At 65.5% G+C, this 16,947-nt stretch carries 14 protein-coding genes; 2 read left to right on the top strand and 12 right to left on the bottom strand.

Features of this window, described 5'->3' with window-relative positions:
* Positions 1–13 precede the first annotated feature (13 nt).
* From K410_RS0125710 to K410_RS0125755, 10 genes are all read right to left on the bottom strand, one after another.
* Positions 14–1,297: a cystathionine gamma-synthase family protein gene (locus K410_RS0125710; RefSeq protein ID WP_028137538.1), complete on the bottom strand. Its 1,284-nt coding sequence runs from the start codon at positions 1,295–1,297 to the stop codon at positions 14–16.
* A 318-nt stretch (positions 1,298–1,615) separates the two neighbouring features.
* Positions 1,616–2,062 carry a c-type cytochrome gene (locus tag K410_RS0125715; protein ID WP_028137539.1) on the bottom strand — a complete coding sequence of 149 codons (447 nt, stop codon included), beginning with the start codon at positions 2,060–2,062 and terminating at the stop codon, positions 1,616–1,618.
* A gap of 154 nt (positions 2,063–2,216) precedes the next feature.
* A complete protein-coding gene (locus K410_RS0125720) occupies positions 2,217–4,526 on the bottom strand; it encodes a xanthine dehydrogenase family protein molybdopterin-binding subunit (protein ID WP_028137540.1) in 2,310 nt (769 codons plus the stop codon).
* 215 nt (positions 4,527–4,741) lie between these two features.
* Positions 4,742–5,017 (bottom strand): DUF1127 domain-containing protein, encoded by a 276-nt coding sequence (locus tag K410_RS0125725; protein WP_028137541.1) that lies wholly within the window; start codon positions 5,015–5,017, stop codon positions 4,742–4,744.
* A 99-nt stretch (positions 5,018–5,116) separates the two neighbouring features.
* Positions 5,117–5,248, bottom strand: a complete 132-nt coding sequence (locus K410_RS41300) for a hypothetical protein (RefSeq protein ID WP_283805935.1) — start codon at positions 5,246–5,248, stop codon at positions 5,117–5,119.
* Positions 5,249–5,277: 29 nt separating this feature from the next.
* Complete coding sequence (gene murJ / locus K410_RS0125735) at positions 5,278–6,804, bottom strand: murein biosynthesis integral membrane protein MurJ (protein ID WP_028137542.1); 1,527 nt, start codon at positions 6,802–6,804, stop codon at positions 5,278–5,280.
* A 184-nt stretch (positions 6,805–6,988) separates the two neighbouring features.
* A complete protein-coding gene (locus K410_RS0125740) occupies positions 6,989–8,140 on the bottom strand; it encodes a DegT/DnrJ/EryC1/StrS family aminotransferase (protein ID WP_049820433.1) in 1,152 nt (383 codons plus the stop codon).
* Between the two features lie 51 nt (positions 8,141–8,191).
* Entirely contained in the window at positions 8,192–9,196 is a 1,005-nt protein-coding gene (locus K410_RS0125745; protein WP_028137544.1) for a Gfo/Idh/MocA family protein, read from the bottom strand.
* 180 nt (positions 9,197–9,376) lie between these two features.
* On the bottom strand, positions 9,377–10,789 hold the full coding sequence (locus tag K410_RS0125750; protein WP_028137545.1) for a mannose-1-phosphate guanylyltransferase/mannose-6-phosphate isomerase: 1,413 nt from the start codon (positions 10,787–10,789) through the stop codon (positions 9,377–9,379).
* A 7-nt stretch (positions 10,790–10,796) separates the two neighbouring features.
* Entirely contained in the window at positions 10,797–11,786 is a 990-nt protein-coding gene (locus tag K410_RS0125755) for an NAD-dependent epimerase (protein WP_028137546.1), read from the bottom strand.
* Between the two features lie 234 nt (positions 11,787–12,020).
* Here K410_RS0125755 and K410_RS0125760 point away from each other — a divergent pair, with 234 nt between their 5' ends.
* Both K410_RS0125760 and K410_RS0125765 read left to right on the top strand, forming a co-directional pair.
* Positions 12,021–12,980 carry a lysylphosphatidylglycerol synthase transmembrane domain-containing protein gene (locus tag K410_RS0125760; protein ID WP_028137547.1) on the top strand — a complete coding sequence of 320 codons (960 nt, stop codon included), beginning with the start codon at positions 12,021–12,023 and terminating at the stop codon, positions 12,978–12,980.
* Between the two features lie 38 nt (positions 12,981–13,018).
* A complete protein-coding gene (locus tag K410_RS0125765) occupies positions 13,019–13,993 on the top strand; it encodes an MraY family glycosyltransferase (RefSeq protein WP_049820434.1) in 975 nt (324 codons plus the stop codon).
* Here the strand turns inward: K410_RS0125765 and K410_RS0125770 are convergent.
* A complete protein-coding gene (locus K410_RS0125770) occupies positions 13,981–14,928 on the bottom strand; it encodes an NAD-dependent epimerase/dehydratase family protein (protein WP_028137549.1) in 948 nt (315 codons plus the stop codon). The genes K410_RS0125765 and K410_RS0125770 overlap by 13 nt on opposite strands.
* 46 nt (positions 14,929–14,974) lie before the next feature.
* On the bottom strand, positions 14,975–16,888 hold the full coding sequence (locus K410_RS0125775) for a nucleoside-diphosphate sugar epimerase/dehydratase (protein ID WP_028137550.1): 1,914 nt from the start codon (positions 16,886–16,888) through the stop codon (positions 14,975–14,977).
* Positions 16,889–16,947: the final 59 nt, after the last annotated feature.

Genomic DNA, 16,947 nt, shown 5'->3' on the forward strand with positions numbered 1-16,947 from the left:
ATTTTGAGCGCGCTCAAGCCGCGTTCAGCGCCTGCGCGAGGTCGGCGATCAGGTCGGACGGGTTCTCGATGCCGATCGACAGCCGGATCGTGGAATCCAGCACGCCGATCTTGTGGCGGATGTCGGCAGGAACGCCGGAATGGGTCATGGTCGCGGGCAGGCTCGCAAGCGATTCGGTGCCGCCGAGGCTCACCGCCAGCTTGAGGATCTGCAGCGCGTTGAGGAATTTGACTGCCGCGTCCTTGCCGCCGACGATGTCGAACGAGAAGGTCGACCCCGCCCCGAGGCACTGCCGCGCGAACACGCGGCCCGCCGGCGAAGCCTCCTCGTGATGACCGAGGTAATGGACCTTGGCCACCTTGGGGTGATCGCGCAGATAATCCGCCACGAGGCGCGCGTTGCTGTTGGCCTTTTCCATGCGCAGGCTCAGCGTCTCGAGCGAGCGGTTGATCATCCAGCAGGAATGCGGATCGAGCTGGGTGCCGATGGCGCCGCGCAGCGCCTTGATGCCCTTCATGATCGCCTTCGAGCCGAGCGCGGCACCCGCGATCAGGTCGGAGTGACCGCCGACATATTTGGTCAGCGAATACAGCGACAGGTCCGCGCCGTGCTCGATCGGGCGCTGAAACACCGGGCCGAGCAGCGTATTGTCGCAGGCGATCACCGGCGTGTGCCCCTGCGTCTTTCCGATGGACTCGGCGACACGCCGGATCATGGCGACATCGACCAGGCCGTTGGTCGGGTTGGCCGGGGTTTCGATCAGGATCATCGAAACGCGGCCCTTGGCCATGGCCTCCTCCGCGGCCTGCCCGACGGCTGCTTCGTCGATCCCGTCGGCAAAGCCGACAGCGCCGATCGACAGACGCGCCAGCGTGTTGGTCAGCAGCGTTTCGGTCCCGCCGTAGAGCGGCTGCGAGTGCAGAATGACGTCGCCGGGGCGGACGAAGGCGAGGATCGTGGTGGCAATCGCCGCCATGCCGGACGAGAACAACGCGCAGCTCTCGGTGCGTTCGTAGATCGCGAGCCTGTCCTCGACGATCTCGCTGTTGGGATGATTGAAGCGCGAATAGACCAGGCCCGCGCCCATGCCTGCGGGCGGCTCGCGCCGGCCAGCGACGTAGTCGAAGAAGTCCTGCCCGTCATCGGCCGTCTTGAACACGAAGGTGGAGGTCAGGAACACCGGCGGCTTGATGGCGCCTTCCGACAATTGCGGGTCATAGCCATAGGTCAGCATCAGCGTTTCGGGATGCAGCATGTGGTTGCCAATGTGCGTCTTCGACGGAAACGGTTTTGCCATGGCCTGTCTCGCTGTTGATTGAGATCCTCGCCGCGCGCTGGAACTCCCGACGTCATGAGGCAATCGGGAAAGAGACGCGACTCGTCGCATCAACGCCGCGGCCGCTGCTGCGAACATAACCGTTCGGACGGCGATCCGTCAGACCCTGTAAACGGAAAAAGCCTGTAAACGGAAAAGGGCGGCTGCTTTCGCAACCGCCCTTTCTGAATTCCGAGTAGCCCGGATGGAGCGCAAGCGTAATCCGGGACGGAGGATCGACTCGGACAGCCCCCCGGATTGCGCTTCGCTCCATCCGGGCTACGAAGCTTTTCCTTGGCCTCAGCTGTTCTTGATGCGGTAGGTTTCGTGGCAGCCGCCGCATTCCTTGCCGATCGCGGGCATGCTCGCCTTGAGCGAATCCAGGTCCTTGATCTTGGCCTTGGCCTCGCCGACGACCTTGGCGAAGCTTGCGACCTTCGCGTCGAAGCCGGCCTTGTCCTCCCAGACCTTCGGCGAGGTCGAGTAGTCGCCGTCGAGCTTCACGCCTTTGGCGCTGGCCGGAAACAGGTTCGGCAGCTTCTTGGCGGTATCCTCGAACTGCGCCAGCGCGCTGTCCACGGTCGCCTGGTCGTAAGGCTTCTCGCCCTTCACCATCGCCGACATCGCGCCGGCGTTCTTGCCGTTGCCCTTCATGAGGGTCTGAACTTCCTTGACGGAATCCTGCTGCGCCCAGACGGCGCCCATCCCGAGCAGCAGCGCGCCCCCGACGATCAATACTCGCTTCATTCGCAAAATCCCTTTCCCTGATGCAGGATCGTGCCGACCCCTGAATGGCCAACACCGATTGGCAGATTTCATTCCATCCGGAGCGGACGATAAATCGTCGCACTCCGGATCAATTGGACTGAGCCCGCAAGACGCGTTCCGCGTTTGCCTGGACTTACAGGCTGTGGCGACGGTGATGCTCGCTGATGGCGATCCACACCCGCTCCGGCGTCGCCGGCATGTCGATGTGGTCGATCTTGTATTCGCGCCAGAGCGCGTCGACGATGGCGTTGACGATGGCCGGACAGGAGCCGATCGCGCCGGCCTCGCCCGCCCCCTTCACGCCCATCGGATTGGTCCTGCACGGGACGTTGTGGGTCTCGAACACGAAGGCCGGGCCATCCGCCGCGCGCGGCAGCGCGTAGTCCATGTAGGTCGCGGTGATGAGCTGGCCGTCGGTGGCGCCATAGACCACCTGCTCCATCAGCGCCTGGCCGATGCCCTGCATGGCGCCGCCATGCACCTGGCCGGCCAGCAGCAACGGATTGAGCGTCTTGCCGAAATCGTCGACGATCACGTAGTTGACGATCTTGATGATGCCGGTGGCCGGATCGATCTCGACTTCCGCGACATGGGTGCCGTTGGGATAGGTGCCGTCGGCGCTGGCGAAAGTCGCGCTGCCGTTCAGCTTCGACGGATCGACGCCGGGCCGCTTGGCAAGATCGGCGAACGAGATCGAACGGTCGGTGCCGGCGATCCGCACCACACCCTCGGAGATCTCGAGGTCGCCGGCGCCGGCCTCCAGCGCCTGCGCCGCGATCTCCTTCAGCTTCTGGCCCAGTTCGCGCGTGGCGCGCTCGACGCTGACGCCGCCGGAGGGGATCGAGGCCGAGCCGCCGGTGCCGAGACCGGTCTTGATCTCGTCGGTATCGCCCTGATGGATGTGGACACGCTCGGGCGCGACGCCGAACTGCTCGGCGACGATCTGGGCGTAGGCGGTCTGGTGGCCCTGCCCGCTCGATTGCGTGCCGATCAGGATGGTGACATCGCCATTGGGATCAAGCCGCACATTGGCGGTCTCCTCGCCCATGGTGCCGCAGACCTCGACGTAGCTCGCCAGCCCAATGCCGCGGATCAGGCCGGCCTTCTTGGCCGCCTTGGCGCGCTTGGGAAATTCCTTCCACTCGGCAATCTCCATCGCGCGCTTCAGATGCGCGGCGAAGTCGCCGGAATCGTAGACCTTGCCCGTGGCCGTCTTGTAGGGCAGCGCCTTCGGCGGGATGAAGTTCTTGCGGCGGACGGCATCCGGCGTCATGTCGAGCTTGCGCGCGCAGGCATCGACGAGGCGCTCGATGACATAGGCCGCCTCCGGCCTGCCCGCGCCGCGATAAGCATCGACAGGAACGCTGTGGGTGAAGACGGTGCGCACCCGGCAGTGGAAGGCCTGGATGTCGTAGAGGCCCGGCAGCATGCCGGCGCCGCCATGCGGGATGTAGGGCCCGAAGGTCGACAGATAGGCGCCCATGTCGCCCATCAGATCGCAATCCATCGCCAGGAACTTGCCGTCCTCGGCCAGCGCCATCTTCGCGGTGGTGACGTTGTCGCGGCCCTGGGCGTCGCCCATGAAATGCTCGGAGCGGTCGGCCGCCCATTTCACCGTCTTCTTCAGTTTCTTGGCCGCGACTGCCATCAGGGCGTATTCGCGATACGGGAACAGCTTGGTGCCGAAGCCGCCGCCGACATCAGGGCAGATCACCCGCATCTTGTCGGTGGGGATGTTGAGCACGTTCTGGCATAGGATATCGCGCAGGCGGTGGCTGCCCTGGCTGCCGACCGTCAGCGTCAGATGGTCTCGCTTGGAATCGTATTCGCAGACCGCCGCACGCGTCTCCATGAAGCTCGCGACCACGCGCGGATTGACGATCGATATCTCGGCGACCGCATGCGCCTTGGCGAAGGCCGCTTCGGTCGCCGCCTTGTCGCCGATCGAGACGTCGAACAGCACGTTGCCCGGCTTGTCCGGCCAGACCTGCGGCGCGCCCTTCTTCACGGCATTGACGACGCCGGTGACCGCCGGCAGCGGGCTCCATTTGACCTCGATCGCCTCGATCGCGTCGCGGGCCTGGTCGAGGGTCTCGGCGACCACGAAGGCGACGGCATCGCCGACATGGCGCACCTCGTCCTTGGCCAGAATCGGATAAGGCGGTCCGGTGAACGGATCGGTCTCGAGATTGAACAGGCAGGGCAGATTGCCGAGATCCGCAACGTCGTCGGCGGTCAGGATCAGCGCGACGCCTGGCAGGCCGCGGGCGCGGCTCACATCGATGGTGTATCTGGCATGCGCATGCGGCGAGCGCAGCATCAGGCAGCGCAGCGCGGCTTGCGGCGCATAATCGTCGGTATAGCGGCCCTTGCCGCGGATGAGCGCGTCATCCTCCTTGCGCAGCACGCTTTGGCCAACGCCGAACTTGATGGGAGCCGCCATTTTCTGATCCCGTCCTATGGTTGTTTTGCGGGCATATTGCCGTGGAAAAACTGGCAAGGCAAATGGCATTAGGCCGGCGCTGGACGCAAGGAATCAACCGGTGCTGGCCTGTAAAGTCGGGGTAATCGCATCAATTTCCGTGTGGCCGCCCTTCGAGACGTCCGCCGCTGAGCCAGCCCGACGACAGGCTCAGCGGTCGTCTCGAAGGAGAGGCGTCACATCCCACCACGGCCCCACAGAGTCCTCGCGTTGTCTCTCACCCTGTCGATGACACGCTCAGGTGCGATGCAGTCGATCTCGCTGCGCGTCAGGCCGATGTCCATCAGCTCCCTGTCGCTGAGGTCATGCAAGCTGACCCGTACGCGGGACCGCCGCGCCTGAAATGCAAGCCGGTATCGCTTGAGCAGGCTCAAGACCATCGAGAGATCGAGGCCGCGCCTTACGGCATCGATCTCAATTTCGGGTGAGATGTTCGTCAGTTGGGGTGGCATCGCACGCTCCTGCTGTTGAGCCGGCAGGGGGCGTGGCCAAAGAAAAGGCCCCGTCCGATGCCGGCGGGGCCTGGTGGAAAAGATGTCGTCGTCGAATTCCTAGCGCACGACTCCTTCCACGGCCCAGCCGAAGCGGGTCATGTGGTTGCGGTTGAAGGTGCGCGACGATTTGATCATGCAGCGCGAATACCACGGGAACAGCGCAAAATCAAGAGATGTGCGGATGTTCACTGCAGCCTGGAGGCGAATGCACTGCTGGCTTAACCACGCACCAGGGAAACCAGCCAGCTGCGGCCGAACAGGATGAGGATCGCGAGCGCGTAGACGATGCTGCCGCCGACCGCGAGCAGGACGAGCATCAACTCATCGTGGAAATGCATCGAGGCGAGAGATGCAGCACCGAAGCGCGCGATCAGCCAGAACGCGGCGGCGAGGATGATCCCGGTCAGCAGGAATTTGGCTAGCGACGTCAGCCAGCCACGGTCCAGCACGAGAAAACCGCGCCGCACGGCGAAGAACAGCACCAGCAAGAGATTGGTCCAGACCCCGACGGCCGTTGCGAGCGCGAGACCGATCTGCGCGAGCGACCCCATCAAGGCGACCTTCAGTGCGACGTTGACGGCGATGCCGGTCAGCGAGGCCCGCACCGGCGTCGCGGTGTCCTTGCGCGCATAGAAGGTCGCGACCGCGCTGCGGATCAGCACGAAGGGGATCAGGCCGATGGCGTAGGCGGCGAGCGTCGCGCCGGCCACGGCCGCGTCGGCCTGCGAAAACGCGCCGCGGGCGAACAGCGCCCGCATGATCTCGTCGGGCACGGTGAGGAAGGCCGCCACGAACGGGATCGAGAACAGCAGCGTGAAATCGAAGGCGCGGCGCTGCGCCTTCATCGCGCCGTCCTGGTCATTCGCGGTGATCCGCCGCGACATTTCCGGCAGCAGCACCGTGCCGATGGCGATGCCGATGACGCCGATCGGCAATTGATTGAGGCGGTCGGCGTAATACAGCGCCGAGAGCGCGCCGGCGGGCAGGAAGGTGGCGATGATGGTGTCGGCGAACAGCGCGAGCTGTGTGCCCATGGAGCCCAGCGTCGCCGGTCCCAGTGCCTTGAAGAAGTCGCGAACATCTTCGTCGAGCTTGAGCGGCGCAAAGCGCGGCAGGCCGCCGTGGCGGGCGAGGTCGCCCGCCAGCAGGAAATATTGCAGGAAGCCCGAAATCAGCACGCCCCAGGCGGCGGCGTGGCCCGCGGTAGGAAACCAGGCGGCGAGCGCCAGCGTCATCATCATCGCGACGTTGAGGAAGATCGACGCCGCCGCGGCGCTGGCAAAGCGCTGCATCACGTTGAGCATGCCGCCATAGAGCGTCACCAGCGTGATCAGCAGCAGATAGGGAAAGGTGATCCGCGTCAGCTCGATCGCGAGCTTGCGCTGCTCGGCATCCTCGGAAAAGCCGGGCGCGAGAATGCTCATGGCCTGCGGCATGAATAGCCAGGCGACGATCAGCAGCACCACCTGCGAGGCCAACAGCAGCGTGAAGATGCGATCGGCGAACAGATGAGCTGCCGCCTCCCCCTTCTCGCCATGGACATGGGCATAGGCAGGCACCCAGGCGGCGTTGAAGGCGCCCTCGGCGAAGATCGCGCGGAAATGATTGGGCAGCCGCAGCGCCACGAAGAAGGCGTCGGCCACGGGACCCGCGCCGAGGATCGCCGCGAGCATGATGTCGCGGGCAAACCCCGTCAGCCGCGAGAGCAGCGTGTAGCCACCGACCGTGAAGATGCGTCCGAGCATGCGTCTGTTTTAGAGCATGGTAGGATTTGGTCTAGGTGCTAGCTGCGGTGGAGGTCTGACGCAACAGTCTCCACAGCGTCATGGCCGGGCTTGTCCCGGCCATCCACGTATTGCCACACGCTCAAAGAACGTGGATGCCCGGGACAAGCCCGGGCATGACGACCACCGCAGCAAAACGGCGAACTCACCCCGCCAGCGCACCGCGGACGGCGGCGATGATTCGTTCCTGGTCGGCTTCGGTCAGATAGGCGTGCATCGGCAGGCTGATGACGTCCTGTGACAGGCTCTCGCAAGCCGGCAGGCCGCCATCGGCAACCGGGTATTGCTTGTAGGCGGTCTGCTGATGCATCGACTTGCCGTAATAGATCGCGGTCGGCACGCCCTGGGCTTTCAGCGCGGCGGCAAAGCCGTCGCGGTCGGTACCTTTGGGCAGGCGGATCGTGTACTGCGCCCAGACCGAGGTATTGCCGGGCGCCAGGCGCGGCACGGTGACGACGTTGCTGAGCCCGCGCGCGTAGCGCTCGGCGACCTTGTTGCGGGCGGCGATCTCGTCGTCGAAGATCTTCAGCTTCTCGATCAGGACCGCGGCCTGCATGGTGTCGAGCCGGCCGGTCAGGCCGAGCCGGACGTTGTCGTATTTGTCGACGCCCTGCCCGTGCACGCGGATGCTGCGCAGCGTTGCCGCGAGCTCGTCGTCGTCGGTGAAGATCGCGCCGCCGTCGCCGAAGCAGCCGAGCGGCTTTGCCGGGAAGAAGCTGGTCGCGGTGGCGAGCCCGAAGGTGCCGAGCTTGCGGCCCTTGTAGCTGGCGCCGAAACCTTGCGCGGCGTCGTCGAGCACGAACAGGCCCTCGGCTCTTGCGATCTCGGCGATGGCGTCGTGATCGGCGGGCTGGCCGAACAAATCGACCGGAATCACCGCGACCGGCTTGAGTCCGGCCCTGCGCGCGGTGGCGATGCCGCGCTTGAGCGAGTCCGGGCTCATGTTGAAGGTGGCCTCGTCGACGTCGACATAAACCGGCGTCGCGCCGGTGCGCGCCACCGGCGAGGCTGTCGCGATGAAGGTGAAGGACGGACACAGCACGGCATCGCCGGGCCCGACATTCTTCGCCATCATCACCATCAGGATCGCGTCGGTGCCGCTGGCACAGCCGATGACATGCTTGGCGCCTGAATAGGCGGCGAGCTGCTTCTCGAGCTCGAACACCTCAGGCCCGTTGACGAACTGGCAATGGTCCATCACGCGCTTGACGGCGGCATCGAGCGAGGCGCCGAGCCGGCGGCGCTGCGAGGCGACGTCGATGAAGGGAATGGGTTCGGAGCGCAGATGCTGGTTCATGGCCTGGTTCTTGGCGCCTTGCTGGTCTTGAGCGGTCGGCATGGACAGGGATCAGCCGGCGATGCGGCGCGGCCCCTTGATGGCGGGCGATTTGGCCGCGGGCCGCGACGGCGTCTCCAGGCACTGGGTGGCGATCTCGAGGCTGGCGACGCCTTCGTCGCCGGTGACGGCCGGCGTCTCGCCGTTGCGCACCGCCTTGAGGAACGCGATCAGTTCGGCGCGGAGCGGCTCGTCATGGCCGACCGGCAGGTGCCGCATCGAGTAGCTGCCATCGGGCTTGAAGCCGAAGCACTCGGTGACCTGGCGCGTCAAGAGATCGCCCATCACATATTTGCCGCGGGTCGCGACCGTGACGCTGCGCGCCTTGAACGGCGTCAGCCAGTTGGTGTTGATGTGGGCGAGCACGCCGTTGGCGGTGCGGAACTGCAACAGCGCGATGTCCTCGCGCTCGGCGACCGCGCTCGACAACTGCGGCTGCACCTCGACGATGTCGGATTCGGTGAACCAGCGGATCAGGTCGATGTCGTGCACGGCGAGGTCGATGACGACGCCGACATTGGACATGCGCGGCGGGAACGGGCCGACGCGGGTGATCGCGATGGAGAGAATGTCCTCGCCCGCAATGGCCTGCTTGACGGCGGCGACCGCCGGATTGAATCGCTCGACATGGCCGACCATCAGCGTCACGCCGGCTTTGTGCGCGGCGGCAACGATCTCGCGGCCCTCCGCCACCGTGGAGGCGATCGGCTTCTCGACCAGGACATGGATGTTCCTGGCGATGCAGGCGAGCGCGACCTCGTGATGCAGATGCGTCGGCGCGGCGATGGTGACCGCGTCGACGCCGGCGGCGATGAGCTGGTCGAGCGTCTCGAAACTCGGGCAATTGGCCAGTTCCGTGGCGCGGGCGCGATGCGTGTGCGAGGGATCGACGACGCCGACGAGGCTGATGCCGGGCAGGCCGCTGAGCACACGCGCATGGTTGCTGCCCATCACGCCGGCGCCAATGACGCCGACGCGCAAGCCGGCCTTTGCCGGTGCAGATCCTTTGGAACTCATCTGAGCAAACCCCGATTCAACGCAAATCCCCGGCGCGCTTCTAGCACGGACGCCACATTTGTGGCGAATGCCGCCCTCGCGGCCCGGACACGATTTGATTCAAAAAGTTACACGTTCCCCGGGCCTTAGGCGGAAAAATAGCGCCTGTCGGCCCGGGTCTCGTGATTCGGAGCTTGGTGGTTACGACCTTTGATAGTCGTCTTCAATCCGGATGATGTCGTCTTCCCCGAGATAGCTTCCGGTCTGGACCTCGATCAGTTCCAGCTGGATCTTGCCCGGATTCTCCATGCGGTGGACGGCGCCCATCGGAATGTAGATCGACTCGTTCTCGTGCACCGTCTTGACGGTCTCGTTGACGGTGACCTGCGCGGTGCCGCGGACCACGATCCAGTGCTCGGCGCGATGATGGTGTTTCTGCAGCGACAGCCGCCCGCCCGGCTTCACCACGATGCGCTTGACCTGGTGGCGCTCGCCGTTGTCGACGGACTGGTAGCTGCCCCAGGGCCGGTGCACCTTGAGGTGCTCCTCGGTGACCTTGGGCGCGACCGCCTTCAGCTTGGTGACGAGGCGCTTCAGGCCGTTGGCATCCTTCTGGCGCGAGACCAGCACCGCATCCGCGGTTGCGACCACGACGAGATCGTCGACGCCTTCGAGCGCGACCAGCGCCTGGTCGGTGGTGACGTTGCAATTGCGGGAATCCTCGAACACCGCGGCACCGTGCGCGGCATTGCCCTGCGCGTCCTTCTCGGACAATTCCCACACCGCGTGCCAGGAGCCGACATCGGACCAGCCGCACGACACCGGCACGACCGCCGCGCGCGCGGTCTTCTCCATCACGGCATAGTCAATCGAGATCGCCTTCGCCGCGCCGAATGCCTCCGGCTCCAGCGTGACGAAGCCGAGATCGCGGCCGGCATTGGTGACCGCATTGGTGACCGCCTCGACGCTTGCCGGATCGACCTTGCGGTACTCGTCGAGCAGGACGCTCGCCGGGAACATGAAGTTGCCGCTGTTCCAGAGATAGCCCGAATTGACGTAGTCGGACGCCTTTACCGCGTCCGGCTTCTCGACGAAGCGCGCCACCGCATGCACCTCGCCGGAGATCACCTCGCCCGGGTTGATATAGCCGTATTCGGTCGCCGGCCGCTCCGGCTTGACGCCGAAGGTGACGATGCGCCCGGTGCTCGCGGCGGCAAGGCCCTCGCGGCAGGCGGCGACGAAGGCGGCATTGTCCTGCACGACGTGGTCGGCGGCGAGCGCGAGCACGATGGCTTCACTGGCGCGGTTCTGCGCGAACACCGCGCCGGCCGCGATCGCAGGCCCGGAATCGCGGCGCATCGGCTCGAGGATCACGTCGGCCTCGATGCCGATCTCGGCGAGCTGCTCCAGCACCATGAAGCGATAGGACGCGTTGGTGATGACGATCGGCCGGTCGAACAGGGAGGGATCCGAGACGCGCAGCAGCGTGTCCTGGAAGGTCGAGCGGGTGCCGAACAACGGCAGGAACTGCTTGGGCCGCACCTCGCGCGAGGCCGGCCACAGCCGCGTGCCGGCGCCGCCGCACATGATCAGGGGGATTATGCGTTTGTCCATCGTCATCTCAAACCTTGAAATAGTCCCGATACCAGGTGACAAAATTGTGGACCCCATGCTCGATCGGCGTTGACGGTGCAAAGCCGGTGTCGCGCGAGAGATCCTCGACATCCGCGAACGTTTCCAGCACATCTCCCGGCTGCATCGGCAGCAATTCTTTGATCGCCGTCCGGCCCAGCTCCCGCTCCAGAAGACCGACGACGTGCATCAGTTCCTCCGGGTGGTGATTGCCGACATTGTAGAGCTTAAACGGCGCATTTGCGGCAGAAGGATCCTCCGCAGGCACGAGATCGATCAGCTTCGAGACGACGCGCGTCACATCGTCGATATAGGTGAAGTCGCGACGCATCCTGCCATGGTTGAAGAGCCGGATCGGCTTGCCGGCCATGATGGCGCTCGCGAACAGAAACATGGCCATGTCGGGCCGTCCCCATGGCCCGTAGATGGTGAAGAAGCGCAGGCCCGTGACCGGCAGGCGATAGAGATGGCTGTAGGACTGCGCCATCACCTCGTTCGCCTTCTTGGTCGCGGCGTAGAAGCTCACCGGATGATCGGTGCGATCCGCAACCGCAAATGGCATTTTTGTGTTGGCGCCGTAAACGGAGGATGACGAGGCGTAGACGAGATGACGAGCGCCGTTGTTGCGGCAGCCCTCGAGCACGTTGAGGAATCCAACGAGATTGGACTCGGCGTAGGCGTGCGGCTGCTCGATCGAGTAGCGCACGCCGGCCTGCGCCGCCAGATGCACGACTTTGGCAAAACGATGTTGCGCGAACAGCGCGGCCATCGTCTCGCGGTCGGCGAGATCGGCCTCGACGAAGGAGAAACGGGCTTCCTCCTTGAGCAGCGCAAGTCGCGCCTTCTTCAGCGCCGGGTCGTAATAGCTGTTGAGATTATCGAGCCCGACGACGGACCGGCCTTCGCCCAGGAGCTGGCGGGCGACGTGAAAGCCGATGAAGCCGGCCGCGCCGGTAACCAAAATCGCCTGATCTGTCATCCTGTTCCCTGGGGATCCAAGCCGGCCCTGTTTAGCCGCCGGCTCGATCGGCTCGCAATAGGCCCGCAGCGCTTCATGAGGACTCCTCTCAGCGTCCTTAACGGGGCTATTGAACGAGGGCGATCGAACAAGGGCTATTGCAAGATTGGCGCCAAAACCATACCAAAGCGGCCGAATTCGGCGCCTTGCGTCGGGTTGCCTCAAATCTTCGCAAACCCAGTTCATGCGGGCGAAATGCGCCGAATCCTGCTTTCCGCGGCCAAAATCACGATTTCCGCGGCGCTGCTCTATCTGGCGCTGCGCAAGGTCGACCTATCCGAGCTGTTTTCGCGCTTCACCGTGACCAGCCTGCTCTGGATCGGCGTCGCGATCGCGATCACATTTCTGCAGATCCTCGTCGGCGTGCTGCGCTGGCGCGAGATCAGTGCTGTCTGCGGCGCGCCGCTCGAGCTCAGCCGCGCCATGCGCTACAACGTGATCGGCTCGTTCTTCAACCAGACCCTGCCGTCGGCGATCGGCGGCGATGCGGTCCGGCTGTGGCTGGTCGCGCGCGCCGGCGCCGGCTGGCGTGCGGCCACCTACTCGATCTTCGTCGACCGCGCCATCGGCCTGATCGCGCTGGCGATTCTCATCGTCGCGAGCCTGCCCTGGAGCTACACCCTCATCACCGACCCGCACGGGCGCTCGGCGCTGCTGCTCATCGACCTCCTGGCGCTCACCGGCGGCGTCGGCTTCCTGATCTTCGGCGCCCTGAAATGGCGCTGGCTCAAGACCTGGTGGGCCACGCATCATCTTCACGCCTGCGCGGTGATCGCCAACCGCGTGATCTTCAATCGCAGCCGCGGACCGGTGATCGCGTTCCTGTCGATCCTCGTTCACGTGCTCGCCGTCGTCATCGCCTGGTGCGTGGTGCAGTCGATTGCGGCCCCGGTTCGCTTCAGCGACGTCTTTCTGCTCGTGCCGCCCGTGATGCTGATCACGATGATGCCGATCTCGATCGCCGGCTGGGGCGTGCGTGAAGCCACGATGGGCCTGGCGTTCGGCTTCGCCGGACTTGCCGCCAACGAGGGCGTCAACATCTCGCTGCTGTACGGCGCCGTGTTCTTCATCGTCGGCGCGGTCGGTGGCCTGGTCTGGATCCTCAGCGCCGAAAAGGCCGCGCAAGGGGCCGCTCCGATCGGGGTGCCGGAGTGACGACGCCTGCCTCGGGCCCGGACCTTGCGGCCGGACTCATGCTGTTCGCGCTTGCGCTGGCCGCACTGATCTCCGCCGGTATCACCTGGCAGAGCATGCCGCTGCTGCAGCGCTACGCGCTGGCGCGTCCCAACGCACGCTCGTCGCACAAGATTCCGACGCCGCAGGGCGCGGGCATCGCGGTGATCGCGGCGACCCTGCTGGTGGCAGCGGCCTGGACTTACGGCGCGATTCCGCTGGCTCTGATCGGCTCCGCCGTCCTCATCGCCGTGGTCGGGCTCGTCGACGACATCAGGCCCCTCCCCGTCCTGGTCCGCCTCGTGTTGCAGGCGGCAGCCGTGGCCGCCGTCGTCTTCACCGCGCCCGAGAGCGCGCGCATCGTGCCGGCGCTGCCGCTTCCGCTGGAGCGCGGTCTCATCCTGCTCGCCGGAATCTGGTTCGTGAACCTCGTCAACTTCATGGACGGCCTCGACCTCATGACGGTGGCGGAGGTGGTGCCGGTCACCGCCGCGCTCGGGCTGCTCGGATGGCTGGGCGACCTCTCGCCGTCCGCCGGGCTGCTCGCCACCGCGCTGTGCGGCGCCATGCTCGGCTTTGCGCCGTTCAACCGTCCGGTCGCAAAGGTCTTCCTCGGCGATGTCGGCAGCCTGCCGATCGGCCTGTTGCTCGGCTGGTGCCTGCTGGAGCTCGCCTGGCACGGCCAACCCGCCGCAGCACTGCTGCTGCCGGCCTATTACCTTGCGGATTCCACCATCACGCTGTTTCGGCGCATCATCAGGCGCGAGCCATTCTGGTCGGCGCACCGCACCCACTTCTATCAACGCGCAACCGACAACGGGTTTACGGTCCCGCAGGTGATCGGCGAGGTGTTCGCGCTCAATCTCGTGCTGGCGATGCTTGCCATCGTCACCGTTCGCGCCGGCTCGACGACGATCATTGTTGCGTCCCTGGTCGCAGGCGCGGTCGCCGTCGGCTTCGTGCTGCGGCGTTTTTCCCGTCCTCAGGCGTCCTGATCCGACAGCGCCAGCCGCACCCCCTCCTCGAGGGAGACCTGCGGCTGCCATCCGGTGGCGATCGCCTTGGAGATGTCGAGCTCGAGCGAGCCGATCAGCCCGTCCTGCATCTCCTGACGGCCCATCACGCGGAGCACCGTGCCGAGCAGGTTCGGCGGGACGCCGAACAGCCGGGCAGTCTTGCCGGAGGCTCGCGCCATGCAGGCGATGAATTCAGGCGTCGAGACCCGCTCCCGGTCGGCCAGCAGGAAGATCTCGAAATTGCTCGCCGCGTCAGGATGGCGTAGCCGATGCAGGATGAATGACGACAGGTTCTGCACGGCAAGAAAGTTGCGGCGATTGCGGATCGCCGCAAAGGGCAGCGGCAGCCCCAGCCTGATTGCGCGCGCCAGCAGCGGGAAGTTGCCCTTGGCGTGCGCACCGTAGATCAGCGGCGGCCTGATCACCGAGATTTTCATGTAGACGTCGCGCGCCAGCGTCCTCAAGCCCGCCTCGGCCGCGGCCTTGGATGTGCCGTAGAGGCCGCGCGGCGTCGGCGAATCGTTCTCGCTGAACGGCGCGCGGCCGTCATTGCTGCGGCCATGCACCAGAACGGTGCTGATGAAGATGAAATGACGCACGCCGGCCGCCGCTGCGCAGCGTGCCAGGCGCAGCGTGCCCTCGACATTGACCTTGCGGTAGAGCTCGGCCGCGTGCTCGTCGTTATTGTAATGCACGCGTGCGGCCAGATGGATGACGGCATCGACGCCCTCGAGCGCCGCCCGCCAATCGGTGTCGGGACCGATCGAGTCGATCACGACCTCGCCGTCAGCCCCTTCCGGGCTGCGCACCGCGCGGCGGACCGACCAGCCCTCGCGCGTCAATGCGCGCACGACGTGACGGCCGACGAAGCCGCTCGCTCCCGTCACCAGCGCGACCGGCTTCGTCTCGCTCATCGTCGCTCCGACAGGACAGCGCGCAACACCCCATCGACCGGCATGGTCAGGCCGCCGTCGACCCGAATTCCGGCACCGCATCCTTCAGGATGGTCCTGATGGTGGCGCGGTCCTCGCGCGCGACGGCCTGCTCCAGCGCGCTGATCCATTTGCGCAACGTCTGCATCGGCGGCTGGTTCGGCTGTGCGGCCATGATGCCGGCAATCCCGATCTCGCGGGTCGGCTCCTCGGAGGCGAACAGGATCTCATACAGGCGCTCGCCCGGCCGCATGCCCGTGTACACGATCTCGATGTCGTAGCCGGGCTGCAGTCCGGAGAGGCGGATCATGCGCTCGGCGAGATCGACGATCTTCACCGGCTGGCCCATGTTGAGCACGTAGACCGAGACATCGGCACGCTGCGCGCCGAGCGCGTGCGTGGCCGCGGTGATGACGAGATCGCAGGCCTCGCGGATGGTCATGAAGTAGCGGACCATGTCGGGATGCGTCACCGTGACAGGGCCGCCGGCCTCGATCTGGGCCTTGAACTTCGGCACCACCGAGCCGTTCGACGCCAGCACGTTGCCGAACCGGACCGAGATCAACCGCATCGGCGACCTGGCGCCGCCGCTGGCTGCAGCGAGATCGCGATCGAGCGCCTGGCAGTACATCTCGGCGAAGCGCTTGGTGAGGCCGAGCATCGACACCGGCTCGATCGCCTTGTCGGTCGAGATCATCACCATGGCTTCGGCGCCGGCGTTGTGCGCGGCGTCGGCGACGTTGATCGAGCCGAAGATATTGGTCTTGACGCCCTCGCTCCAGTCGCGCTCGAGGATCGGCACGTGCTTGAGCGCGGCAGCATGGAACACGATATCCGGCCTGAACTCGGCCATCAGACGCACGATGCGCTCGCGATCGCGAATGTCGGCGATCCGTCCTTCGATCTCGGCTGCCACACCCCGCGCGGCGAGCCGTTCCGTGATCGCGTAGAGCGCCGGCTCGGAGTTTTCGACGATCAGGAGCCGCGCGGCGCCGAAGGCGACGACGCGCTCGCAGATCTCGGAACCGATCGAGCCGCCGCCGCCGGTGACGATCACAGCCTTGCCGTTGATCAGGGCTTCCAGGCGGGCATAGTCGATCGCCTCGCTCGGCCGCAGCAGGAGATCTTCGACCGCGACGGGGGTGAGCCGCGGCGTATCGCCGCTCTCGAGCGAGGGCATGCGGCTGACGATCACACCCAACTTGCGCGCCCGCATCAGGACCGATTCCGGATGCGCCTCCGGCTCGAACGCCGACGGCGTCATCACGAGGCGGGCAATCGGCTTGTTGCGTTTGGCGAAGTCCGCAATGATGTCCTCGACATCGTCGATGCCGCCCAGCACCGGCAGGTTGCGGATGATTTGGCCCCGGTCCGAAAACGACGGCGACAAGACGCCGACCGGCCAGATCCGCTTGATCGCCCCGCTCTCGATGCCGCGCAGCAGCACCTCCGCGTCCGCGGCGCGGCCGATCAGCAGCGTCGGCGCGGCATCACCGCCTCTCGCATGGCGCCGCACCCGCGTATAGCGGAAATAGCGATAGGTCATGCGCAACGCGCTGAGGAAGGCGATCTCCAGGAACCAGTAGAGGACGATCGTCGCCTTGCCGAGGAAGAAGGCGCCGCGAACGTTGGGGGCAACGAAGATGTAGTCGAGCACGAGCAGGGCAACCGTCAGCACGGTCGCCGCGCGAATGATGTTCAGCGCGTCGGGCAGCGAGATGAAGCGCCATTTCGTCGTGGTCAGGTTCAAGACGAAGAACACGACGACGCTGAAGGCTAGAAAATAGGGCAGGATCTGGAACAGCAGCGGCAAACGCTCGTAGAAGCCGTCGCCGCCCTCGAATCGCACGTAAAAGGCGGCGAAAAGCGCCGCCGTCGTCGCCAGCACATCGTGCAGCGCGATCAGGAAATTGCGCGAGGTGAGATGCGATAAACGCGTCATCCGCCGACCGATGAAAATCCAGTTAGATGCAACCTGTCCGCGCTGATAGCCCATCTGAA

The sequence above is a fragment of the Bradyrhizobium sp. 22 genome (genome assembly GCF_000482425.1).
Classification (GTDB): Bacteria; Pseudomonadota; Alphaproteobacteria; order Rhizobiales; family Xanthobacteraceae; genus Bradyrhizobium; species Bradyrhizobium japonicum_B.